We start from the raw sequence: 23,815 nt of genomic DNA, 5'->3' as shown, positions 1-23,815 counted from the left end.
CCGCTTATGTCCGGGAAAAGAATCGCTCTCACCATGCCGCTGTCCCTCATCGCACTGGCCGTCTGGCTGGGCTTGAGCATGGGCGGCCGCTGGCTGGAAGCCGCCGGCTACGCCTTGCCGGGCGCAGCCGTCACCGGCCGTATCGGCCTGTCGTGGGCGCTGGCCGCACTGTTCGCGCTGGCGCTGCTGCTGGCGTCGCGACAGCGCCGCGAAGCGGGCCTGTGCGCGCCGCAGCCGTGGAAAACGCTGTGGCTCGTCTGCCCACCCCTGCTGTATGCGCTGCTGATGCTGTTGCTGGCCTGGGCCGGCGGCTGGCCGCAGCCGCGCGTGCTGCTGATCGTCGCGTGCAATGCGGCGCTGGTGGCCATCTCGGAAGAACTGATGTTCCGCGCCATCTTGCTGCAGGGCATGCTGGACCGCTACGCCGTCTGGCCGGCCGTCCTGATTTCTTCGGCGCTGTTCGGCCTGGCCCATACGGCCAACGGCCTGGCCACGGGCGACGTCAGCGGCGCCTTGTGGCAAGCTGTGGCCGCCACCTTGCAGGGTGTCGGCTATGCGGCCATCCGCCTGCGCACCCGTTCGATATGGCCGATGGTACTCGTGCATGGGATATGGGATTACGCACTGGTGACGGCCACCTTGCCGAACCCGGCCGAAGACGGCGCGTCCATCCTGCCGTATATCGCCCTGCTGGCCGTGCTGCCCTTGTGCCTGTATGGCGTCTACCTGCTGCGGCCCAGCCAGCGCGCGGCCATATCGCAACCGCAGCCATAATGTCGCGACAAGCTTTCCATCCATGGACCAAGAAAATGGCCGCGCATAAGGGAGGCTTGACAGCGCGGCCCATCGCATGGCATCGTTGCCCCATGCAATCGCCACTCCCTCCCCTGCCATCGATTATTGCCGCCATTCCAACGATGGTGGCTTAGCAGCAGTGTGATTGCCAAAGCCGCCTGAGAGGCGGCTTTGATGTGCAGTCACTGGTCAAACCGTCTCGCAGGCTTCATTTCTTTTTTAGCGAGCGACCATGTCCCCAACTTCCAGCACCACCGCTCCCCCCACCCTGCACCTCGTCTGCGGCAAGATCGCGTCCGGAAAATCCACTCTGACAACCCGGCTGGCCAGCGCGCCACAGACCGTGCGCATCAGCGAAGACAGCCTGCTGGCGCAGCTGTATCCGGGCCAGATCGCCAGCCTGGCCGATTACGTGGCGTGCGCTACGCGGCTGCGTGCGGCCATCGCTCCTTTGGCCCTGCAGATGCTGCAGGCGGGCGTGTCCGTCGTGCTCGATTTCCCCGCCAATACGCCGGCCAGCCGCGCCTGGATGCGCGAGCTGTTCCAGCAGGCGGACGTGGCGCACGTGCTGCACTATCTGGACGTGCCGGACGAAGAATGCAAGGCGCGCTTGCGCCAGCGCAATGAAAGCGGGTTGCACCCGTTTTCCACCAGCGACGCTGATTTTGACGCCATCACGCGCCACTTCGTGCCGCCCGATGCTTCGGAAGGTTTTTACATCGTTCAAACAAGCCGTTAATGTTTCCTGGCTGGCTGTCGGCAAGAGCTTGTGTACTTTCGACCAGGATGCTTTTTTTGACATGTCTTCGTTTCGGCTGATACTCTGCATGTCTCACAATAAGAAACAGGACAGCACTCCGTGAAAATAATGAAGTTCGCCGGCAGCGGCCTGGCCATTCTGCTTGCCTTGCTGGCTGGATCCGCACAGGCGCAATATGCGCCGGTCGATGCCGCGCGGACAAAGAACGAGGCAGCGGCCAAATTGATGCTTGAGTCCTTGAAACAGACCAGGTATTGGATCGTTCCCAATCCACAAGCCATCTCGCGCTATGAGTTCCAGGAATTGGACGAGGACGGGAATCCCGCTGGAAAAAAGTTTGTCGTCACGGAAACGACGAGTTTCACCGTGCATAGCTATGTAGATAAAGACTTCCGGCACTATGCGCGGATCGTCTTCGAAGATGACAAGGACGCGGCGCTGGAGCTCTCCTTCTATCTATTCGAGTCCAGGCCGGGACCGCTGACGCTATTTCGCAATGTCTACGATCCGGCCAAACGCTCGCGGTTGGATTTTGTCGAGTATCTTTTCACCTCGCCACCCAAAGATATCGAGATAGCAGAGGCCAAAGAAGGCATCCTGGAAATTATCTTCGAGACCGCCCTGCGAGCAAAAGGCGACGTCAACATTGGCATGAGCGCGAAGCAGGTACGCGCCTCCGGCTGGGGAAAACCTGTCAGCATGCACAAAAAATCCGATGCGGCCGGCGCGCACGAAGAGTGGCTATACGAAAGCAGGCGTTCCTTGCTTTTCACAAATGGCAGACTGGCCTCCATCCGGCGCTGATACGTGACAGCACGGCCAGGCAATTGCCGCCCCACTGGCCTTAAAACGTGCCCGGCAGCAGGATCTTTTTATCCACCTGCTGCAAGTCGCGCAAGCCGCAAAAGGCCATCGTCAGGTCCAGCTCGTTGCGGATGATGTCCAGGCATTTGGTCACGCCCGGCCCGCCCATGGCGCCCAGGCCGTATAAAAACGGGCGGCCGATGTACACGCCTTTCGCGCCCAGGGCCACGGCCTTGATCACGTCCTGGCCCGAGCGGATGCCGCCGTCCATGTGCACTTCGATCTGGCTCCCGACGGCGTCGACGATGGCGGGCAAGGCTTCGATCGACGATTGCGCGCCATCGAGCTGGCGACCGCCGTGGTTCGAGACGATCAGCGCGTCGGCGCCGCTTTCGACGGCCAGGCGCGCGTCTTCGGGGTCCATGATGCCCTTGATGATCAGTTTGCCACCCCAGCGCTGCTTGATCCATTCCACGTCCGCCCACGACAGGCTCAGGTCGAACTGCTGCTGCGTCCAGGCCGACAGCGACGACATGTCGGACACGGACGTGGCGTGGCCGACGATGTTGCCAAAACCGCGCCGCTTCGTGCCCAGCATGCCCGCCACCCAGCGCGGCTTGGTGGCCATGTTGATGATGTTCGGAATCGTCAGCTTCGGCGGCGCCGACAGGCCGTTGCGCAAGTCCTTGTGGCGCTGGCCCAGCACCTGCAAGTCCAGGGTCAACACGAGCGCGCCGCATTTCGCCGCCTTGGCGCGGTCGATCAGGCGGTTGATGAATTCGCGGTCCTTCATCACGTACAGCTGGAACCAGAACGGCTTTGTCGTGTTCGCCGCCACGTCCTCGATCGAGCAGATGCTCATGGTCGAGAGGGTAAACGGCACACCGAAGCGCTCGGCCGCCTGGGCCGCGAGGATTTCGCCATCGGCATGCTGCATGCCCGTCAAGCCCGTGGGCGACAGGGCCACCGGCATCGATACGTGCTGGCCCACCATGGTCGAGGCCAGGCTGCGGTTTTCCAGGTTGACGGCCACGCGCTGGCGGAATTTGATCTTGGCGAAATCGCTGTTGTTGGCGCGGTACGTCGATTCCGTCCAGGAGCCGGAATCGGCGTAGTCGTAAAACATGCGCGGCACCCGTTTCTGGGCCAGCACGCGCAAGTCTTCGATGCTGGTGATGATACTCATGCGTTTCCTCGGTCGATGGCAAGTCAAGCCATGATCGTGCATTTGCCTGCAATTGTCTATCCGGCAGGCAATGCCGCCACACTTACCAAGCGCGTGCGCCGAGGATTTTCTCGCCCAACTCCGTCAGGCGCGCTTGCGGATAACGCAGCTTTTCCTTTTCCTCGGGGTCGCCGGGAAACGCATAGCCTTGCGGCGCGCTGCGCTCGCGCCAGCTTTGCACCCTCCAGTCGCGCAGGGACTGATTGTCTTCCTGGGCCGGCGTAAAGGAAATGTATTGGGCCAGGCGCACCTGGTCCGTCGACGTGTTCGGGCGGATGCCGTGCGCCAGCAGGCTGTTGAAGATCAGCAACTCGCCTTTCTTCATGGCGATGAATTCCATCGGGTACGGCACCTTCGCCAGGTCCGGCTGCCATGGGTTGCGGTCAAGCGGCACGGTCTTGCGCCACGCCAGCAAGTTGTTGAACAGTTCCGGATAGCATTGAAAACCGCCGCTCTCGGGCGACGTATCGGACAGGGCCAGCACGCCTTGCACGTTGACGGGCAGCGGGTCGAGCGTGGTGTCGGCATCCCAGTGGATGAAGCCGCCAAACTTGCGCTTGCCATTGTTCGGCGTGTTCAGGTTGGCGCGGTCGATCGTCACCCACAGGTCTTCGCGGTCCCAGATGTCGACAAAGGCGTCATAGACGCGCTGGGTCTGGCGGTTGTCCCACAGGGTCTGGTTGTGATACGCCTCGACCATGCCGGAACCGTTGAGTTCCTTCATCGCGTGGTCGCGCAACTGGTCCCGGTTCCAAGTGGCCGGATCGTTCTCATCGAGTCCCTGGAATTCCCACAGAAAGTCCGTTGTACGGCGCACCTGCTCGGGCGATACGGCATCCTTGACGATGACGTAGCCGTAGGTTTGCCAGTGCAAGAAGTCGCTGTCGGACAGCACGCGCAACGGCAGCTGTTTCTGGATGTCGCGCAACTGGGTTTGTTCCGTGTAGGCCACGGACGGGTTGCCGGGACGGTCTTCGCCGTACTGCGGGTTTACATACTGAACCTGGTCTTGCATCGCTGTCTCCTGTGTTGGTGTGAGACAGATTGTGCGACGGAAGATTAGAGGGAAATGCGTGCGGAGCGACCAATACTGATACTATCCTGATCATCCATAGCTAATAAACGTCACGATGACGCCTTTATTCGAACAAGTCACGATCCCGACGGGCCACTCCTGGGGCTTGCTGTGGCGCGAACTCGATGCCATTCCCTTCATCTGGCATTACCACCCGCAATTCGAGCTGACCCTGACCGTGAATGCGCGGGGGCAGCGCTACATCGGCGACCATCTGGGCGACTTCGAACCGGGCGACCTGGTGCTGCTGGGGCCGAATTTGCCGCACACGTGGTCGGCCAGCGAGCGCATCGACAGCGCGCAACCGATGCTGGCCGTCGTCGTGTGGTTTTCGCTCGAGTGGGTGGAGCAGCTGGTGGCCTGTTTTCCGGAGTTGCACGGCGTGCGGCAACTGGCGGCCCGCGCCGGCCCGGCTCTGCATTTTTCAGCGGACGCGAGCACGCGCTGCGCCCATCAACTGCTGCAACTGAACGCCCTGCCCGTGCCGCAGCGCCTGCCGCTGCTGCTCGACGTGCTGCTGGACCTGGCGGCCGATGGCGCCGCGCGGCCGCTGGCCTCACAAGCGCAAGCGCCGGTGCATGCCGATGGGCAGCAAAAGCGCATGGCCATCGTGTTTGACTTCATGCACGCGCATTTCCGGGAAGAGATCGCACTGGAAACCTTGGCGCAGCGGGCCGCCCTGTCGCTGGGCGCGTTTCACCGCTGCTTCAAGCGCCACGCGCACTGCACGCCGGGCGAGTACCTGGCGCGGCTGCGCATCGGGCGCGCCTGCCAACAGCTGATCGAAAGCAATCTCGCCATTGCCGTCATCGCGCAAGAGGCGGGCTACCGCAACCTCGCGCATTTCAACCGCCAGTTCCGCGCCGCCAAGCACGTCACGCCGCGCGCGTTTCGCCTGCAATACCGGCGCGGCGCCAAAGACTTGGCGTAAATCCGTTCGGAAACGAAAAAGGGGATCAGATTTTACAATCTGACCCCCAATATTCTGGTGCGGCTGGCAGGAATTGAACCCACGACCCCTTGGTTCGTAGCCAAGTACTCTATCCAGCTGAGCTACAGCCGCCTAAGACAAGATTATAGCAGGGCTTTGCAGAATGGCAAAGGGCGCCGTGCGGATATTTCACAATTGCCCAGGTCGCCAACATGGCCCCCGCTTGCCCGCCATCTGGACGAAAAAAAACCCGGAAAGCGAACTTTCCGGGTTTTTTCACTACTGCTGATACTGGTGCGGCTGGCAGGAATTGAACCCACGACCCCTTGGTTCGTAGCCAAGTACTCTATCCAGCTGAGCTACAGCCGCAAACTCTGACACACTTCGCCGGACGGCGCGAAGCTTGAAACTTTCATCAAAACGAAGCGAACTCCGTCTTGGCAATACTGGTGCGGCTGGCAGGAATTGAACCCACGACCCCTTGGTTCGTAGCCAAGTACTCTATCCAGCTGAGCTACAGCCGCAAAACTTCGACAACATTCCATCAACAACATGGAGGTGAAACTTGTTACAACAAAACCAGGCAAAGTCTGATTTTCAGTATTCTGGTGCGGCTGGCAGGAATTGAACCCACGACCCCTTGGTTCGTAGCCAAGTACTCTATCCAGCTGAGCTACAGCCGCGCAGGCAAACATTATAGCGTATTCATTTCGCTTTGAAAAGTTCGATTTTTCAATCGCTTAGCTGATTTTGCAGAGTACCGCCCCGCATGATCGACTACCTTTTCACTGCCAAAAAGCGCACGCCTTTTTATCGGTGGACACTTCTGCTTTCACAGTGGCGCCCAGCGAATCGAGAAGTTGCTGTCTCGAAAGAAGCGGGATTATAGGGACTGCTTTCCAGCCTGTCCAGTGCTATCTGCAGGTGGCGCGCAAGCGTGCGGTGGCGGCGCGCCGCTTGGGGCTACAATACCAGCCAGACAGGGGCGTTTGTGCCTCCCCTAATGCATGACGGCGGGCATTGAGCATCATGACCTATTTAACTGAGCTTAGCGGCGGCCCGGCGGGGCAAGTGCCCGTGCGGCAGACTCACTGTTGCAGGATTTCCGATGGCCAAGCATGACCGCGAGCAAGACCTGCTTCCCCCATCAGCGCCGCTGAGCCTCTCCGACGAGCGCCTGTCCAACTTACTGGAAAGTATTACCGACGGCTTTTGCCTGCTCGACCGCGACTGGACCATCCGCTACCTCAATACGCGCGGCGCTGCCATGCTGGCGCCGCAGCACGCGCCTGGCGCGAGCCTGACGGGCAAGAACCTGTGGCAAGCCTGCCCCGACCTGCTGGGTACGGAACTGGAAACGCAGTACCGGCGCGCCATGGCGCAGCAGCACAGCAGCAGTTTCGAGCTGCTGTATCCGCCGCTGGGGCGCTGGCTGGACGTGCGCATCTTCCCTTCCAGCGACGGACTGACCACATATATCCAGGACATCAGCCAGCGCAAGGCGACCGAGGAAACCTTGCGCCACAGCGAGGAAGACTTGCGCGCGCTGGCCAATTCCATCCCGCAACTGGCCTGGATCGCCAGCTTCGACGGCACCATTGCCTGGTACAACCAGCGCTGGCACGACTACACGGGCACCACTGCCGAGCAGATGGCGGGCGACGGCTGGAGCATCGCCTATGACGCGCAGCACCTGCCGCCCATGCTGCAAGCATGGAAGGCTGCTCTACGCGATGGCACGCCCTTCGAAATGGAGTTCCCCATCCGTGGCGCCGACGGCCAGTACCGCTGGTTCCTGACGCGCGCCAATCCCGTGCGCGACCAGGGCGGCCAGCTGCTGCGCTGGTTTGGCACGAGCACCGACGTCGACCAGGTCAAGCGCGCGCAGGAAGCCTTGCGCGATGAAACGCGCGTGCTCGAGTTGCTCAACAATACGGGCGCGGCCCTGGCCAGCACCCTCGATTTGCCGGCCCTGCTGCAGGAAACCGTCGATGCGGCCACGCGCATCAGCGGCGCGCGCTTCGGCGCCTTTTATTATGACGATGCGGGCGAGGTCCACGACAGCGTCGCCCCCCTGCCATCGGCACGCGCCGTCAACGGCATCAGCCTGCGCGAGGCCGATGCCATCGCCACGGAACTGCGCCAGGGAGCGGCCATGCGCCAGAACGACTTGCTGGCCGCGCCCGACGCCAGCGCCGGTGCCGCGCCGCCGCTGCGCAGCTGCCTGAGCCTGCCCGTCAGTTCGCGCTCGGGCCTGTTGCTGGGGCGCTTGCTGCTCGGCCATCCGCAAGCGGGCATGTTCAGCGCGCGCAGCGAACGCATCGTGTCGGCCATCGCGGCCCAGGCCGCCGTCGCGCTCGACAATACGCGCCTGTACGCGGCCGCCACGCGCGCCGCCGAAGAGCGCAAGGTGCTGCTCGACAGCGAACGCGAGGCGCGCGCCGACGCCGAGCGCACGAACCAGCTGAAAGACGATTTCCTCACCACCTTGTCGCACGAACTGCGCACGCCGCTGTCGGCCATCCTGGGCTGGGCCCAGGTGCTGCGGCGCGGCACGCGCGACCAGGCCGACCTGCACCGGGGCCTGCAAAGCATCGAACGCAATGCGCGCGCGCAGGCGCAACTGATCGAAGACTTGCTCGACATGAGCCGCATCACCTCAGACAAGGTGCTGCTGGACCTGCAAACCATCGTGCCCGCCAGCATCATCGCCTCGGCCATCGAAACCCTGCGCCCGGCGGCCGACGCCAAGCACATCGCCATCCACAGCAACATCGCCAGCGATGCGGGCACCATCACGGGCGACCCCAGCCGTATCCAGCAAGTGATCTGGAACCTGCTGTCGAATGCCCTGAAGTTCACGCCGCAAGGGGGGCGGGTCGAGATCGGCGTGCACCGCGAGGCGAGCCGCCTGGCCATCACGGTGGCCGACAACGGCGTCGGCATCAAGAAAGACTTCCTGCCCCACGTGTTCGACCGCTTCCGCCAGGCCGACGCCTCCACCACGCGCCGCCATGGCGGCCTGGGGCTGGGGCTGGCGATCGTCAAGCACTTGGTGGAGCAGCATGGCGGCACGGTCACGGTCAGCAGCGCCGGCGACATGCAGGGCGCCAGCTTTACCGTGCGCCTGCCCCTGGGGACGCGGGCCGCGCTGGCGCGCCCGAAGGGCGGCGATCCGTCCGCCAGCCACGACTTGCGCGGCGTTACGGTGCTGCTGGTCGATGACGAGGCCGATGCGCGCGAACTGACGGCGCGCATCCTGCGCGACAGCCACGCCGACGTGCATGGCGCGGGCAGCGTGGCGCAAGCGCTGCAACTGCTGGACCAGGTGCACCCGCATGTGCTGGTCAGCGACATCGGCATGCCCGACGCGGACGGTTTCGACTTGCTGGCGCAAATCCGTGCGCACGCCTCCCCCGATGCCGCCAGTCTGCCGGCACTGGCGCTGACGGCGTTCGCGCAACCGCAGGACCGCCAGCGGGCGCTGGCCAGCGGCTTCCAGGCCTGGATCTCGAAACCGATAGACCCGGCCGAACTGCTGGCGGCCGTGGCGCAGCTGGCCGCGCAGCGCGGAACTTCCCCCCGCCCTGAACAGGGCCGCAATACACCACCCTAAAAAGATGATGCAAAGAAATACATAGTGCAGTACAAAATGACTATTTTCATGGGTTAGCCTTCCTACTTTCAGACGCGGCACTGTCCTACAAGCAACTAAGCGAAAGTTTGCTACACTGAAATGCAGAAGCACACCTGCACGGCAGGCCGGAGACGGCGGCCCTGGCCGGCGAGAACGGCAGAAGCGAACTCATGCGCTGTTGTGCGCCCTATCTTGTTGCAAGGCGCTACTATCTTTCCACAGCCGTCAGCCTATCATCTGCGGTAGAAGCCAGCGTTGCATAGACCGTATAACCGAGACCTTACATGCCCAGCCAAGATGAGATTTTGAAAGCCAAAATTTTGGTCGTCGATGATTCACCCGACAATGTTGACCTGATGCTGGAAATCCTGCGCGATGCCGGCTATACCAATGTGACGGCCACCATGCGTCCGGCCCAGGTTTGCCCCCTGCACCGGGAGCATTGCTACGACCTGATCTTGCTGGATCTGCAAATGCCGGAACTCAATGGTTTCCAGGTCATGAAAGGCTTGAAGGAAATCGAGCATGGCGGCTACCTGCCCGTGCTGGCCCTGACGGCCCAACCGAGTTTCAAGATCGCCGCCCTGGAAGCGGGCGCGCGCGACTTCATCAGCAAACCCTTCGACCTGATGGAAGTGCACAAGCGCATCCACAACATGCTGGAAGTGCGCCTGCTGTACAAGGAACTGGCGCAATACAGCAAGCAGCAGCAGGAATTGGCGCTGCACGACCCGCTGACGGGCTTGCCGAACCGGCGCCTGCTGGAAGACCGCATCGAGCATACCTTGCAGCAATCGGCCCGCAGCCGCGGCAAGTCAGCCATCCTGTACCTGGACCTGGACGGCTTCAAGGCCATCAACGACAGTTACGGCCACGGCTATGGCGATGAAATCCTGAAAATGGTGGCGGCCCGCCTGGTGGGCGCCTCACGCAAGGAAGACACGGTGGCGCGTATCGGTGGCGATGAGTTCGTCATCGTGCTGGGCAACCTGGCCGGCAAGGGCGACGCGCGCGAACCGGCTGCCAAGCTGATCGAAGTCATTTCCGAGCCGTATTTCATCAACGACCTGACCCTGCGCCTGTCGACCAGCATCGGCATCGCCATCTACCCGGACGACGCCAGTACCGTCGACTCGCTGCTGGGCGCGGCGGACACGGCCCTGTACGAAGCCAAGCGCGCCGGCAAGAACCGCTTTTGCTGCATCCCGCACGAAGTGATCGCCGCGCAGTCGCAAGTAAACATGCAAAAAAACAACGTCCCGTCGATCGCCTGAGTTTTCTTACCGCACAGCACGCAAAAAAACCGGCAAGCCTTCACGGCCAGCCGGTTTTTTTATGCGCAGGATGCGTTATTTCTTGCCAGCGGCTGCCTCATGCTGGCCCGCATGCTGGTGGTCCGTTTGCGCATCGACCGTTTCCGGCGGCACTTCGATGCGCGTGATACCGGCATCGACGGAAATCGGATCGCTGGCGGGGAAGGTCATTTCCACGGCGTCGTCGAGCAACTCTTCCTTGGCCCGCTCTTCGCCGCTCATGCCCTCTTCATCGGCCAGGATGGCCAATGCGCTGGCCCATTTGACGAAATTGAGGTTGGCCAGTTCGCGCACGGTGTGCACGCCAAACGCTTGCTGCAAGGCCTTGGCATCTTTCGGGCTGACGCCGCGCAGGGCGCTGATGGGCGCATTGACGATGTCGCGGAAGCTTTTGTCGGCGTATTCCTGGTCGACGATGGTATCGATATTCATGGCATGTCCTTTCGTTTCGGTAAGCGGGTCTGTGCTGCATGGAGAAAATGCATGACACCACTATGGCAGCGTGCGGCGCCCTGGTATGTGCGCAGCCGTACGTAACGGCAGGAACGGCAGCTGCTGGCGCAAACGATAATATTGCCTACAATATAAAAGTGATGGAAGGAGATCAAAATTGCCGAAAAGACAGAAATTTTCCATCCATGCGCCCCGCGATGAAATCCTCATGTATGATCCACAACTTGAATTTGGTCCACCTTTCACCATTCACGGGGCGCTATGTCCGCACAAATAGATCCGAACAAGGAAACGGCCCAGGCCGATGCGGAACGCGCCGCCGATCTCAGCGAGTTGCTCGGCCATGTCAACACCAGCTGGGACAATGAACGGCGCGCCCTGTCGCGCCAGCTGCACGACAGCCTCGGCTCGTCGCTGACGGCACTGACCATGCACCTGTCGCTGCTGACGCAAAAGATGCCGCAGGAAGCGGCCTTGCTCGACCGTGCGGCGACCATGAAGCAATTGCTGCTCAATGTGATCGAGACCAACCGCCAGATGCAGATGAAGCTGTGGAACGACAAGCTCGAGTTTCTCGGCGTGAATGTCGCGCTGGGCGAGCTGGCCACGCAATTTGCCGAACAGCACAACATCACCGTGCGCTGCAGCCTGCCCGAAGATGAACTGATTTGCCCGCGCAACGTGGGCGTAGCCCTGCTGCGCACCCTGGAAGAAGCGCTCGGCAACATCGCCGCGCACGCCAATGCCACGCAAGTGGACATCATCATCGACGACAATGACGAAGCGCTGATGATGACCGTCAAGGATGACGGCGTGGGCTTGCCCGCCAGCGAGCCCGTCGAAATGAGCAAGCACGGCCTGCGCTCCGTGCGCGAGCGCGTGCATTACCTCGGTGGCAGCCTGAGCCTGGCGGCCAATCCGCAAGGCGGCACGGCCCTGACCGTCGTCTTGCCGCGTGTGGCTCCGAAAGAATAGTCTTTGCCAGGCCGCATCAAGCCAGAACACTGCCGGGGCACCCCGGACCGCAGAACTATTCGACGACAGGAGACCGCATGCAAGGACTGATCCCCACCCTGCTGGCAGCGCTGCTGGCCATGGGCACCGCCCAGGCCGCCGACAATACCGTGCCGCCGCCGGAAACCGTGGACAAGCTGGCCTGGCTGGCCGGCTGCTGGAACGTCGACGGCGCCGAGCCCGGTTCCGGAGAACAATGGAGCACGGCTGCCGGCGGCACCCTCCTCGGCACCAGCCGCACCGTCAAGGGCGGCAAGACGACGGCGTTTGAATTCGTGCAGATCCGCCTCACCGAGCCGGGCCAGCTGGCCTACATCGTGCAGCCGTCGGGCCAGCCGCCCGTGATCTTCAACCTGCTGCGCCAGGACAAGCCGAATGAATTCATCTTCGCCAACCTGGACAATGACTTCCCGAGCCGCATCATCTACCGCCACGACAGCGAGCGCATCTTGCACGCCAGCATTACCGGCACCTTGAAGGGCAAGCTCACCACTATCGACTTCCCCATGACGCGGGGCCGCTGCGAAGCGGCGCCAATTCCGCGCAGCAAATAAAAAGGGGCCTCGCGGCCCCTTTCTGCTCGGATATCAGCGTGCTTAATGCAGCTTGACCTGCGGCGTGCTGCGCTTGATCAGGAAACGGCCCATGGCCATGACGGCCGTGCGCACGCTGCCCAGCACGGCATTGTGGTGCATCAGGTGCAGGCTCACATACATCATGCGCGCGACAAAGCCTTCGACGAACCAGCTCAGGCCCTTCAGCGATCCCATCAGGGTGCCGACGGAGGTGGTGCGGCCGAACGACACGAGCGAACCGTAGTCCAGGTATTCGTACGGTTTCGTTTGCGGCGGCTTGCCCTTCGCTTGCAGCAGGAATGTTTTCAGCAGGTAATCGGCTTGCTGGTGGGCAGCCTGGGCGCGCGGCGGCACCAGCTTGCCGTCCGGCCCCGTGCAGGCGGCGCAGTCGCCCAGCGCGAAAATATTCGCATGGCCCTGCACGTTGAGCATGCCCGTCACTTCCAGCTGGCCGGAACGGTTGGTCGGCAAGCCCAAAGTGGCGAGGAATTCCGGCGCGCGGATGCCGGCGGCCCACACGCAGATGTCGGCCGCATAACTGGTGCCGCTGGCCACCGTCACTTTGTCGGCTTCGATCGTGGTGACGCGCGTATCGGTCACCACGGTGATGCCATGCTGGTGCAGCAGTTTCGAGGCGGCAATGGAGACGCGCTCGGGCAGCGGTGCCAAGATACGCGGCGCCCCTTCGAGCAGGGTGATGCGTACATCCTTGATGGCGTTGAGATTCTGAAAACCATACGCGGCATACACGCCGCTCGCTTCGCGCAATTCGGCCGCCAACTCGACGCCCGTGGCGCCGCCGCCGATGATGACGATGTCGACACCGGGATGGCCCGCGTCGCCCTGGCGCTGCTCGGCCATGGCCAGCAGTTTCAGCAGGGTCAAGCGGAAACGTTCCGCGTCTTCCGTGGCATTGAGGGAAATCGTGTTTTCCTTGGCGCCGGGCACGCCGAAGTAATTCGACGTGCTGCCCACGGCCAGCACCAGCTGGTCATAGCTGACAGTGCGCTGCGGCAAGAGCTGCTCGTCCTTGTCCGTGGCGATGGCGCCCACGGTGAGGCTGTTCGAGCCGGCGTCGAGCGCGATCAAGGGACCATAGACATAGGTAAAACCATTGTCATGCGCCAGCATCTGGTACGACAGGCCCTCTTGATGAATGTCCAGGGTGCCGGCCGCCACTTCATGCAGCGACGGCTTCCAGATGTGGTACAGGCGGCTGTCGACCAGGGTGACCTGGCCGGGGCCGAGCTTACGGCTGAGTTTGCAGGCCAGCTCCAGGCCGCCCGCACCTCCTCCTACGATAACGATTTTACTATGCAAATATCCTCCTGCCTGTTAATCCTTGTGCCCGTTGCCGTTGCCGTTGCCGCGGCCATTGCCATGACCCTTGCCCGGATGGTCATCATGCTTGTCGCGCTTGCCTTCATGCTTGTCGCGCTTGTCATCATGCTTGTAGTCGTGACGGCCGCGGTCGCCGTAATCGGGACGGCCATGGTCGCCATGCTGCTGGCGGTAACGGGGCACATATTGGTTGTTATACCAACTATCTTGGACGAAATATACCTCTTGGTTACAGGCATTATACTTGCGGCAGTGCTTCGACCAGTGTTTGGCATGGCCGGGCGGCACGCGCAGATAGATCGGACGGGCCGAATAGTATTGCGGGCGCTGTACGATGACGGGCTGGGCATAGATCAGTTGCGGCGCGGGATAGTCGCCGATATCGAGACGTCCGTAAAAGCCTGGCTGGCCGACGGTAACGGAGACGCCGACCTGGGCGACGGCAGCGGTAGCTGCCGACAGCAAGGCGGCGGCAAGAATCAGGGTTTTCATGGTGACACTCCTTTTAGTTATGCCGTCATTGTAGACCTTGTGTGACTAACTGTTTGTTCGCAAGGACACATAAGGAACTCCGTCGCAATCTCACCACAGTTTGCCCAAGGGCACGACCAAGCCGCTGAACAGCGACCAGTCCGGCGACGCCGCCGTCAAGCCGCGCGCCATGCCGATATCGATGGCCAGCCGTGGCGTGGGACTGTAGGTAGCGGCCAGCAGCAGCTGCGCCGTGGCCGCCGCGCCACGCAAGCGCGTGCCCGACACTTCCGCCGTGGCGCCCCAGCGGCCGCTGACGGGCGTGGAAAAAGAGGTCGCCCAGCCCGTCTGCACCCTGCCCGTATCCGGGTCGGACGCCCCCAGGCGCGTGGCGTTCAGGTTGGCGTCCACGTGCACGGCGCCCAGGTCGCGGCTCAAAATACCGTTCAGCGACACGTCGCTCTTGCCGCTACCGATGCTGTCCTTGGCCGTGGGCAACTTCCAGCCCAGCTCCAGGCCCAGCGCCGTGGCGCTGTCGAGCAAAAAGGCGCGCTTGAGCACGACCGTCGTGTCGCCCACGCCCGTCTCGCGCCGCCTCGTGCCGTCGCGCGCACGCACTACACCCTCGCCTTCGAGCAGCACGCCCCATTCGGGCGTGAACGCCAGTTTGAAAGCGTAAGGCAGGCTGGCGCGGCGCGTCTCGTCCGTTTTCGACAGCAGTCCGCCTGCCTCGAATTCCAGCTGGCCCGGCACGGGCAGCTGGGCGGGACTGGCCACGGAAGGCCGGTAAGGCAGGACGGGATCGCCCTGCTGCGCCTGCGCCAGCGGCGCCAGGGACAGCAGCAAGGATAAGCAAAGCAAGCGGGGAGACGGCATGAAAGATCCGGAAGTGGCAAACGCGCAATAGCGACAGCCTACCACCGCCGCGCCGATTGCGCCCGGGCCCGCCGTTATCAGGCCAGGCGCCGCACGTCCTGCCTGGCGGCCGGCGCTGACCGGCGCAGCGGCATGACGTTGCTGGCCGCTGGCACGGCCATCTGTTGCGCTTGGGCATGCAGGCGGAATACGCCCACCAGTTCCGTCAAGGTCTGCGCCTGGTCTTGCAGCGATTCGGCGGCGGCCGCCGCCTCTTCCACGAGAGCCGCGTTTTGCTGCGTCACCTGGTCCATCTGCAGCACGGCCTGGTTGACTTGTTCGATGCCGGCGCTTTGCTCGGCGCTTGCGGCCGTGATTTCCTGCATGATGTCGGCCACCTGGCGCACGCTGGTGACCACCTCATCCATCGTCTTGCCCGCGTCATGCACGAGTCTGGAACCGATTTCCACCTGCTCGACGGAGTCGCCGATCAGTGTCTTGATTTCCTTGGCGGCACTGGCAGAGCGTTGCGCCAGGTTGCGCACTTCCGCTGCCACGACGGCGAATCCGCGCCCCTCCTCGCCCGCCCTGGCCGCTTCCACGGCCGCGTTCAAGGCCAGGATATTCGTCTGGAAGGCAATGCTGTCGATGACGCTGATGATGTCGACGATCTTGCGCGAGGACGCATTGATCGATTCCATCGTCTGCACCACCCGCCCCACCACGGCGCCGCCCTTGCCGGCCACGTCGGACGCGGCGCCGGCCAGCGCATTGGCCTGGCGCGCATTGTCCGCGTTCTGCCGCACGGCCGACGTCAGCTGCTCCATCGACGACGCCGTCTCTTCCAGCGAACTGGCCTGCTCTTCCGTACGGGACGACAAGTCGAGGTTGCCCTGGGCGATTTCGCCCGAGGCCGTATTGATGGTGTCCGTGCCCGAGCGCACCTGGCTGACGATGCCCACGAGCTTGTCGCGCATGGTTTTCATGGCAAACAGCAGGCTGGCACTGTCGTGGCTGGCCGTGCGGATCTCGACGGTGAGATCGCCCTCGGCGATGGCGCCGGCGATCTTGACGGCATACGCCGGTTCGCCACCGAGCTGGCGCGTCAGTCCGCGCGTGATCAGCGCTCCGAGCGCCAGGCCGGCCGCCACGCTGCCCAGCACGAGCGCGATCATGAAGCTGCGGCTGGCCTGGTACACGCCGGACGCCTGCTCGGCAGCCGCCTTGGCCCGCGCTTCCTTCTGCAATGACAATTTATCGAGCACGCCATCGAGCTCATCGGCGTGCTGGCGCGTCTTGGCCAGCAGCGCCGTCAGCTGCGCGCTGCGCTGCGCCAGCGGCTCGGCCGCCGCCAGCGCCAGCGACTGCTGCAAGGTGCTCACATACTCGGCCTCAACGGTGGCGAAGCGGGCAAACAGCTCCTTGGCGGCCGGCGTGACGAACAGCGGCTGGGCCTTGGCCAGGTTGTTCTTGTTCTCTTCCAGGTATTTGGCGATATCGGCCTGGCGCCCGGCGCGCTCTTCGCTGGTGGTAGCCAGCAGGAAATTGCTGCGCGCGCGGCCCACCTTGATCAGGGCGATATTGGCTTCCTTGATGTACGACAGTCCCAGCAACTCATGGTTGTACATCTGCCCCGCCATGGTATCGATCTTGCCCATGTTGAAAATGCCGATGCCGGCCACGATGGCTCCCATCAGCGCGACGCAAAAGAAGGCTGCAAGCAGGCGCGTCCCCACTTTCATTTGATTCAACATGTTTCCTCCTAGGCAAGACGATAGCCAATAATTCAAGCGTATGACTTGAATATAAGGAAAAAACAGTCACTAAAATGCTCGGATTGTCACTAAGCAACAATTCATTGATTTGAAGCAACACACCCCGGAGCTTGCCGTGTTAGCAAGTCCCCGGGAGGGGCGCATCAATGCCCGCTGTGCCCACCTGGCTTGCGCACCGTCATCTCCACGCCGCTTTTTGTCACCGGCTTGCCCGCGCCCTGGCCGCGCACCGGTGCCGGCAAGGCGCCCGTCCATTCATGGGCCACGCTGCCGGCCGGATGCTTGTACCAGCCCGGGTCGCGGTAGTCGCCCGGTTTCTGGTCTTTGCGTACCTTGACCGTGGTAAACATGCCGCCCATGCCGATGGCGCCGAAGGGGCCGTCTCCGGCCATCATCGGCAGGGTATTGTCGGGAATCGGCATCTGCATTTCACCCATGTCGGCCATGCCCCGTTCGCCCATCACCATGTAGCCGGGCACGAGCTGGTTGATCTTCGCCGCCACGCCCTGGTGGTCGACGCCGATCATGGTGGGCACATCATGTCCCATGGCATTCATCGTGTGGTGCGATTTGTGGCAGTGGAAAGCCCAGTCGCCAAGGTCCGTGGCGGTAAACTCCACGGCGCGCATCTGGCCCACGGCAATATCGGTCGTCACTTCGGGCCAGCGCGATTCGGGGCGCGTCCAGCCGCCATCGGTGCCCGTCACCTCGAATTCGTGGCCATGCATGTGGATCGGGTGGTTCGTCATGGTGAGATTGCCCACGCGCACGCGCACCTTGTCGCCCTGGCGCACGACCATCGGGTCGATGCCGGGGAAGACGCGGCTGTTGAAGGTGAACAAATTGAAATCCGTCATGGTCATGATCTTCGGCGTGTAGCTGCCGGGATCGATGTCGTAGTTGCTGAGCAAGAAGACGAAATCGCGGTCCACCTTCATGAAGTTCGGGTCTTTCGGGTGCGTGACCCAGAAACCCATCATGCCCATGGCCATCTGCGTCATTTCATCGGCATGCGGGTGGTACATGAAGGTGCCGGGCCGCTTGGCAACGAATTCATAGACGAAGGTTTTGCCGGGGGCGATGCCCGGCTGGGTCAGTCCCGTGACGCCATCCATGCCGTTCGGCAAACGCTGGCCATGCCAATGCACGCTCGTGTGTTCCGGCAATTTGTTGGTGACAAAGATGCGCACGCGGTCGCCCTCCACCACTTCGATCGTCGGCCCTGGCGACTGGCCGTTATAGCCCCACAGGTTCGCTTGCATGCCGGGCGCCAGTTCGCGCACGACGGGTTCGGCCACCAGATGGAATTCCTTGACGTTGTTGTTCATACGCCAGGGCAAGGACCAGCCGTTGAGGGTGACGACGGGATTGTACGGGCGCCCGTTCGGCGGTGGTGGCGGCGCCTTGGTATCGGCGCCGGCCATGCTGACGGCTTCCGGCAACGATGCCGCGCCGACTCGGCTGACAGCGGCCGCACTCAGGGCGACGGCGCCCGCATTCATGAAAAAGTTTCTACGTGTAATCATCATTATTCCTTGTTGGCTGGGCCGCTGCCATTGATGGCTGACTGCAATTCGGTTTGCGCGATCCAGAAATCGCGCTGGGTTTCGATGGCGCTGTTGACGCTGGCGACCTGTTCGCGCGCGTCGGCCAGCAGCTCGAAGACGCTGGCCAGCATGCCGTTGTAGCGCAGCAATACTTCATGCGAGATCGTCTTGCGCAGCGGCACGACTTCATCGCGGTAGTGGCGCGCCAGGTCGTAGGCCGTGCGGTAGCTCGAATACGCTTCGCGCACTTCCGAGCGGGCTTTGACAGCCGTGCCCGCCGTGCGCTGCAGCGACTGCTCGTACAAGGCTTGCGCCTTCGCATTGCGCGCCGAGCCCCAGTCGAACAGCGGCAATTCCAGCGACACTGCATAGCCGTTTTCGCGCGGCGCCTCGCTGCTGCTCTTGTTGGTGTAGCCCACGTCGAGCACATTGATGAAGCCCGTCACCTTGGACAAGCCCAGCGCATCGGCCGTCGCATGCACGTCGAGTTTCGCTCTTTGCACGTCGAGGCGCTGCTCCATCGCCTGCGCCTCGATATTGCCCGCGTCCGCCGCCTGGGCCGGCAAGTCGGGCAAGCGCGATGGCAAAGTAAAGCTGGTCTGCTTGCCCCACAGGCCCAGCAAGCGCGTCAGGTGCTCGCGCGTCACCAATGCCTGGTGGCGCGCGCGCGCCAGGTCGCCGGCGGCGTCCGCATAAAACACTTGCTGGCGCGCCTGGTCGAGGCGGCTCCAGTTGCCCGCCTGCTGCAAGCGCGTGGCCAGTTCGGCGCCAGCCTCGGCCGACAGCAGCGCGCGCTGCATGAACGCTTCCGTCTGCACGGCGGCCACGGCGTTGAAGTAGGCGCGGCGCGTGTCGGATGCCAGTTGCACGGCGCTGCTGGCGGCCTGCAGCTTGGCTTGCTCGAAACGGCCCCGCTCGATGTTCACGCGCATCGGCATGGTCAGCAGGCCAGCCAGGTCGAAGCTGACGCCGCGGTCGATTTCATTGCCGTGGCTGCCGTGCGAGCGGCCGAACGACAGGCCGGGATTGCGCAAGCGCCCCGCTTGCACGAGGTCCGATTCGGACGCGCCCAGTTCGGCCAGCGCCACCTTCATGCCGTGGTTGTTCATCAGGGCGATGCGCACGGCGCTGTCGGCGTCCAGGGGCTGGGCCAGCAATTGCGTCAGCTTGTCCTCGCCGCCCTTGTCCGCCAGCGCCGCCGGGGCGCCCGTGCGGGCGTCGGCCAGCGCGGAGACCGTCTGCATGCCGCCATCCTGGCTGAAGCTGGCGCAGCCGCTGAGCAGCAGGACGGCCGCCAGGGCCAGCGGCGTGAGGCCATACGGGTTCTTGAAACGCGTCATGTCAGTGTCCTTCATGCTGGTGGTGCTGATGTTGCGGGGCAGGCTTATCCGGCTTGGGGCTGGGGTTGGGCTGGGCCATCGGCATCTTGTGCCCTTCCATCTTGTGGCCGTCCATCTTGTGGCCATCCATTTTCATCATGCCCATGTGGCCGCCGGCCTTGCCGACTTTGTCGTTGACGGCGCGCCAGGTCTGGTCGGGCGTGGCCTCTTCCTCGGCGGCGGGACGGTAGCCGGCAAAGGCGGAGCGGTAGGTGGTGGCAGGCACGGATGCTTGCGCCTCTTGCGGGGCGGATTGGGACTGCGCTGCGGCAGCCAGCGGCAGCACAGCCAGCGCGAGGCTGAACAGGTGTTTCATGGTATTCCTTGAATGACAGGGTATGGCGCGGCGGGCGCGCGACTGGAACGCTGGCGCGGCCGGTGCAAGGCTCAGGATGCTGGGACGTGCGATGGCCGCACCGCCAGGTTCAACGGGCGGTCAGGCGGAGCGCGTGCTTCTCGGGGGACGTTCGGGACCAGGCGGGATATGCCCGGCGAACAGGGAATCGGGCGCCAGCGCCGGAGGCGGCGCGCGCAGGGTCAAGGCGTGCAAGGCAGGCATGCCGGGCGGCGCCGTGGCACCCACGGTGCAAGCGCCATGGTTGCTGCAATCATGGCCGTGGTGCGTGGCGCCGCCATCGTCCATGGCCATTTTCATCGGCTGGTTCTGCATGTGCATGCCGGCCATGTCGTGGCACTGGGGCGCCTGCACTGCCTCGACGGCGACCGTGACCGTGACCGCCAGCTCATCCACGCAGCAGCTGCGCATGGCCGACGCAAAGCCCTGCAAGGGCAGCGTGACGGCTAGCAGCCAGAGCAGCGAGCGGGCGAGAAAGCGGAAAAAGGCACGGTTCATGACACAACTATAAACCTTCCCACACGAGGAAGGTCAAGCCCCTATTTACGGACGTAGCCGTGCGTCAGCCAGATGACGTAGGTGCCGTAGTAGCCCTGCCCTTCGAAGATGACCTGACCATCGGCAAAAGAGACTGTCTCCACTTCATTGACGATGAAATACGCGCGGTTGTCCGCCGCCTCCACGTCGCCCCAGTAGCGTGGAACCTGACTCCGGTAGCCGCTGGCTCGCCCGATCGCGTCCATTAAATCGCTGATCATGAAGTCGTACAGCATTTCGGCCAGCAGTTGCCGGTGGCCCGCCAGCATGGCCGTGATGTCGGGATAGCCCGCTTCCTTGAGCGCGGGCAAGTCGCTTTCCTCGTCCTGCAGGTCGTCCTCGCGGCAAGTCTGGATAAAACTGTTGAACGGCTCGTCGAGCAAGGCCGCCAGCGCCGCTTCCGGCACGCTCAGGCGGAACGGGTGCAGCGGCAGCACGCTGTGCTGGCCATAGTTGAGTCCGCGGCAGCCTAGGAAGGACAGCGGGTGCGGCTGTCCAGCGACTTCGCAACGGATGCCAGGTGCTTGCTCAAACGTCATCAATATCCATCCCTGCCATGCCCGTTGTCCTCGTTGTAGCTGATCAGGGTCACATGGTAAGCGCTGGCGGGCAAAGCGGACAGGCTCAGATGCAACAGAAAATAGCGGATCAGTTTATCAGGCAGGCTCCGTGATGCCCACGCAATTGCGTCCGTTTTCCTTGGCCACGTACAGCGCGGCATCGGCAGCCAGCAGCACGGCGTCCGTGGTGCCCGCCTCCTGTTCCGACGACACGACGCCCAGCGAGACCGTGATGGCGCCTGCGCCGGGAATCACGGCGGCGGCCACCCTGGCGCGCAAACGCTCGGCCACCTGCAGGGCCGCGTCGAGGTCGGCGTCGGGCAGCAGCATGATGAATTCATCGCCGCCAGTACGGCACAGCACGTCGGCATCGCGCGAACAGGCGCGCATCAGCTGCGCCAGGCGCAGGATGACGTCGTCGCCAACGGCATGGCCCCACTGGTCGTTGACTTGCTTGAAATGGTCGATGTCGATGGCGATGACGGAAAACGGCCGCGCCTGCGCCTGCCAGACGTCGAGCGCCGCCGCCATGCCGCGCCGGTTCGACAGGCCCGTCAGCGGGTCCGTCTGCACGTCGGTCTTCAACTTGCCGATCTTGTTCTGCAACAACGCCAAGCCCTTCAGCAGGGCTTTCTTGATTTGCGCCGCCTCCACATACCAGGCCCGGATACCGGCGATGTGCTCGGCCGTGCCGGGCGCATCCATGCGCCGCGCGCCGTCGGCCAGCTGCATCAGGGGGCGTGAAATCAGGCTGGCCAGCCACCAGATGAATGGCAGGCTCAGCAAGGCGATCGGCAGCGAATGCCATACCGTGTTGGCCATCAGCTGGTTCAGCGGGGCCAGGGTCATGGCCGTGGGACGCTGCGCCACGATGCCCCAGCCCGTCGACGGCATGACGGCGTAGCCAGCCAGCATGTCCACGCCCAGGCTGTTGCTCATGCGCCGGTTGCCGCCGCCCTGCTGCGCGACGATGGTGTCGATGACGTCATTCTTGCCGGCCAGGTCGCCCAGGCGCTCGGGGTCCGGGTGGTACAGCAGGCGCCGGTTCTGGTCCACCACATACAGGTAGGAGCCGTCGCGGTAGTAATGCTGGCCCAGCATGGTGTACAGGATGTTTTTCTGTTTCAGGTAGATGCTGCCGCCCACATAGCCGAGGTAGCGGCCATCCTTGCCAATGATGGGATGCGAAATGAAGACCACCAGGTTGCCGGCCGAGGAAACGTAGGGCTGCGTCACCAGCGGGCGCCGTTCGCGCAGCGCCTGCACGGCGCCGACGGAGTCGAGCGTGCGGTTTTTCAGGGCCAGCGTTTCCGGCGACACGCCCAGCACCTTGCCGTCCGCATCGACGATGAGCACGGAATTGAAGCTGTTCGTTTGCAAACGTAGGCGCTGCGCCTCGTCCGTCAGCCACCCATCGTCGCCCATGCGCGATGGCAGGCTGCCGGCGCTGTAGGCCAGTTGCTGGCGCGCCGACTGCAGGAAATCCTCGGCCGTGCTGGCCAGCTTGCTCGCATACGCGTGGTTCGCTTCCAGGGTCGTATCGATCAGCAGTTGGCGCTGCACGCTGTAGCTGGCATAGAAGGTATTGGCCAGGGACACCAGGGCGCTGATAAAGGCCACGAGCACGATCAAACGGCGCAGGTTCATGCGCAGAACAGGTTTAGTCCACATGGGGTCGGCAAGAAGTTGGAAAGTATTGCGCTAAAGAAAGAGCGCATTATACCGAGACGCCCGTGCCAATATTGAAATGTTGGCATCCATGGTCAAAGAAAATGTACAAGCGGCAACGCAGAACGCTGCCGCTTTGATCTGCATCAAGCGTGGATAGCGTGCTTGCGGACCCAGTCCACGTAGCGCTGCATCCAGCCCTGGAAGAAACCGAGGCTGGCCGGACCGATGCCGCCATGTTCGTCAAACAGGCCATCCTTGGCCTGGATAAACATTTCGGGTTGGCCCAGCAGCGGCACGTCCAGGTAGGACAGCACATTGCGCAAATGCTGCTGCGCCAGGGCCGTGCCGGTGGCACCGACGGACACGCCGAGCACGGCACCCGGCTTGCCGCCCCACACGCTCTGGCCATACGGACGCGAACCGTGGTCGAGCGCGTTTTTCAGCACGCCGGGAATCGAGCGGTTGTATTCGGGAGTGAGGAAGAGCAAGGCTTGCGAGGCGGAAATGTCGGATTTGAGGCGCAGCACCTGCTCGGCCTGTGCGCCATCGTCATCCTGGTTGTACAGCGGCAAGTCGCCAATTTCGATGTGCTTGAAGGAAAATTCGGGCGGCGCCAGCTTGACGATGGCGTCGGCCAGCTTGCGGTTGAAGGAATCCTTGCGCAGGCTGCCGACGATGATAGCAACGTTATATTGGCTCATATATATCCCCGATGATGGTTAAAAAGAAGCCCCGGAGTGGA

22 protein-coding genes and 4 tRNA genes are annotated in these 23,815 nt (G+C 63.0%); 8 read left to right on the top strand and 18 right to left on the bottom strand.

Annotated elements, in window-relative coordinates; genetic code table 11:
* Positions 1–33 precede the first annotated feature (33 nt).
* From V3C40_RS00320 to V3C40_RS00310, 3 genes are all read left to right on the top strand, one after another.
* Complete coding sequence (locus V3C40_RS00320) at positions 34–774, top strand: CPBP family intramembrane glutamic endopeptidase (protein WP_219327254.1); 741 nt, start codon at positions 34–36, stop codon at positions 772–774.
* A 253-nt stretch (positions 775–1,027) separates the two neighbouring features.
* Entirely contained in the window at positions 1,028–1,534 is a 507-nt protein-coding gene (locus V3C40_RS00315) for an AAA family ATPase (RefSeq protein WP_331776129.1), read from the top strand.
* A gap of 120 nt (positions 1,535–1,654) precedes the next feature.
* Positions 1,655–2,359, top strand: coding sequence for a hypothetical protein (locus tag V3C40_RS00310; protein ID WP_139143480.1), 705 nt, complete (start codon positions 1,655–1,657; stop codon positions 2,357–2,359).
* A gap of 40 nt (positions 2,360–2,399) precedes the next feature.
* Here V3C40_RS00310 and V3C40_RS00305 read toward each other — a convergent pair whose 3' ends face one another.
* Both V3C40_RS00305 and V3C40_RS00300 read right to left on the bottom strand, forming a co-directional pair.
* Positions 2,400–3,545, bottom strand: a complete 1,146-nt coding sequence (locus V3C40_RS00305; protein ID WP_070304600.1) for an alpha-hydroxy acid oxidase — start codon at positions 3,543–3,545, stop codon at positions 2,400–2,402.
* 82 nt (positions 3,546–3,627) lie between these two features.
* Positions 3,628–4,599 (bottom strand): phytanoyl-CoA dioxygenase family protein, encoded by a 972-nt coding sequence (locus V3C40_RS00300; RefSeq protein WP_331776128.1) that lies wholly within the window; start codon positions 4,597–4,599, stop codon positions 3,628–3,630.
* A gap of 115 nt (positions 4,600–4,714) precedes the next feature.
* Here V3C40_RS00300 and V3C40_RS00295 point away from each other — a divergent pair, with 115 nt between their 5' ends.
* Entirely contained in the window at positions 4,715–5,590 is an 876-nt protein-coding gene (locus tag V3C40_RS00295) for an AraC family transcriptional regulator (RefSeq protein WP_331776127.1), read from the top strand.
* 55 nt (positions 5,591–5,645) lie between these two features.
* On the opposite strand, the gene V3C40_RS00290 is transcribed toward V3C40_RS00295, so the two are convergent.
* From V3C40_RS00290 to V3C40_RS00275, 4 genes are all read right to left on the bottom strand, one after another.
* Positions 5,646–5,722 (bottom strand) — tRNA-Arg (locus V3C40_RS00290).
* A 160-nt stretch (positions 5,723–5,882) separates the two neighbouring features.
* Positions 5,883–5,959 (bottom strand) — tRNA-Arg (locus tag V3C40_RS00285).
* A 78-nt stretch (positions 5,960–6,037) separates the two neighbouring features.
* Positions 6,038–6,114, bottom strand: a tRNA-Arg gene (locus tag V3C40_RS00280).
* A gap of 82 nt (positions 6,115–6,196) precedes the next feature.
* Positions 6,197–6,273 (bottom strand) — tRNA-Arg (locus tag V3C40_RS00275).
* Between the two features lie 425 nt (positions 6,274–6,698).
* Here V3C40_RS00275 and V3C40_RS00270 point away from each other — a divergent pair.
* Positions 6,699–9,206: a hybrid sensor histidine kinase/response regulator gene (locus V3C40_RS00270; protein WP_331776126.1), complete on the top strand. Its 2,508-nt coding sequence runs from the start codon at positions 6,699–6,701 to the stop codon at positions 9,204–9,206.
* A 305-nt stretch (positions 9,207–9,511) separates the two neighbouring features.
* Positions 9,512–10,501: a GGDEF domain-containing response regulator gene (locus V3C40_RS00265; RefSeq protein WP_070301992.1), complete on the top strand. Its 990-nt coding sequence runs from the start codon at positions 9,512–9,514 to the stop codon at positions 10,499–10,501.
* A 75-nt stretch (positions 10,502–10,576) separates the two neighbouring features.
* On the opposite strand, the gene V3C40_RS00260 is transcribed toward V3C40_RS00265, so the two are convergent.
* Positions 10,577–10,972 (bottom strand): hypothetical protein, encoded by a 396-nt coding sequence (locus V3C40_RS00260; protein WP_034754991.1) that lies wholly within the window; start codon positions 10,970–10,972, stop codon positions 10,577–10,579.
* A gap of 282 nt (positions 10,973–11,254) precedes the next feature.
* On the opposite strand from V3C40_RS00260, the gene V3C40_RS00255 reads away from it, so the two are divergent.
* Positions 11,255–11,968 (top strand): sensor histidine kinase, encoded by a 714-nt coding sequence (locus tag V3C40_RS00255; protein ID WP_331776125.1) that lies wholly within the window; start codon positions 11,255–11,257, stop codon positions 11,966–11,968.
* 77 nt (positions 11,969–12,045) lie between these two features.
* Complete coding sequence (locus tag V3C40_RS00250; RefSeq protein ID WP_331776124.1) at positions 12,046–12,561, top strand: DUF6265 family protein; 516 nt, start codon at positions 12,046–12,048, stop codon at positions 12,559–12,561.
* A gap of 42 nt (positions 12,562–12,603) precedes the next feature.
* Here V3C40_RS00250 and V3C40_RS00245 read toward each other — a convergent pair whose 3' ends face one another.
* The 11 genes from V3C40_RS00245 to V3C40_RS00195 all read right to left on the bottom strand — a co-directional run bounded on the left by V3C40_RS00245 (position 12,604) and on the right by V3C40_RS00195 (position 23,774).
* Positions 12,604–13,902: an NAD(P)/FAD-dependent oxidoreductase gene (locus V3C40_RS00245; protein WP_072453008.1), complete on the bottom strand. Its 1,299-nt coding sequence runs from the start codon at positions 13,900–13,902 to the stop codon at positions 12,604–12,606.
* A gap of 15 nt (positions 13,903–13,917) precedes the next feature.
* Complete coding sequence (locus V3C40_RS00240; RefSeq protein ID WP_331776123.1) at positions 13,918–14,415, bottom strand: hypothetical protein; 498 nt, start codon at positions 14,413–14,415, stop codon at positions 13,918–13,920.
* A 90-nt stretch (positions 14,416–14,505) separates the two neighbouring features.
* Positions 14,506–15,270, bottom strand: a complete 765-nt coding sequence (locus tag V3C40_RS00235; protein WP_331776122.1) for a transporter — start codon at positions 15,268–15,270, stop codon at positions 14,506–14,508.
* 77 nt (positions 15,271–15,347) lie between these two features.
* Positions 15,348–17,003, bottom strand: a complete 1,656-nt coding sequence (locus V3C40_RS00230; RefSeq protein WP_072453002.1) for a methyl-accepting chemotaxis protein — start codon at positions 17,001–17,003, stop codon at positions 15,348–15,350.
* 164 nt (positions 17,004–17,167) lie between these two features.
* Positions 17,168–18,550, bottom strand: a complete 1,383-nt coding sequence (locus V3C40_RS00225) for a multicopper oxidase family protein (protein WP_070301998.1) — start codon at positions 18,548–18,550, stop codon at positions 17,168–17,170.
* A 2-nt stretch (positions 18,551–18,552) separates the two neighbouring features.
* Positions 18,553–19,911 (bottom strand): TolC family protein, encoded by a 1,359-nt coding sequence (locus tag V3C40_RS00220; RefSeq protein WP_331776121.1) that lies wholly within the window; start codon positions 19,909–19,911, stop codon positions 18,553–18,555.
* A 1-nt stretch (position 19,912) separates the two neighbouring features.
* Positions 19,913–20,266 (bottom strand): hypothetical protein, encoded by a 354-nt coding sequence (locus V3C40_RS00215; RefSeq protein WP_331776120.1) that lies wholly within the window; start codon positions 20,264–20,266, stop codon positions 19,913–19,915.
* A 120-nt stretch (positions 20,267–20,386) separates the two neighbouring features.
* Positions 20,387–20,803: a hypothetical protein gene (locus V3C40_RS00210; RefSeq protein ID WP_319991139.1), complete on the bottom strand. Its 417-nt coding sequence runs from the start codon at positions 20,801–20,803 to the stop codon at positions 20,387–20,389.
* A gap of 41 nt (positions 20,804–20,844) precedes the next feature.
* The gene (locus tag V3C40_RS00205; RefSeq protein WP_331776119.1) at positions 20,845–21,381 is read right to left on the bottom strand and encodes a hypothetical protein; all 537 of its coding nucleotides are present in this window, start codon (positions 21,379–21,381) and stop codon (positions 20,845–20,847) included.
* A 117-nt stretch (positions 21,382–21,498) separates the two neighbouring features.
* Positions 21,499–23,073: a sensor domain-containing diguanylate cyclase gene (locus V3C40_RS00200; RefSeq protein ID WP_331776118.1), complete on the bottom strand. Its 1,575-nt coding sequence runs from the start codon at positions 23,071–23,073 to the stop codon at positions 21,499–21,501.
* Positions 23,074–23,216: 143 nt separating this feature from the next.
* On the bottom strand, positions 23,217–23,774 hold the full coding sequence (locus V3C40_RS00195; protein WP_034754982.1) for an NADPH-dependent FMN reductase: 558 nt from the start codon (positions 23,772–23,774) through the stop codon (positions 23,217–23,219).
* Positions 23,775–23,815: the final 41 nt, after the last annotated feature.

Source organism: Janthinobacterium sp. LS2A, assembly GCF_036543145.1.
Taxonomy (GTDB): domain Bacteria; phylum Pseudomonadota; class Gammaproteobacteria; order Burkholderiales; family Burkholderiaceae_D; genus Janthinobacterium; species Janthinobacterium aestuarii.
The sequence above is the reverse complement of the archived record's forward strand: the minus strand, read 5'-3'. Positions and strand labels throughout refer to the sequence as shown.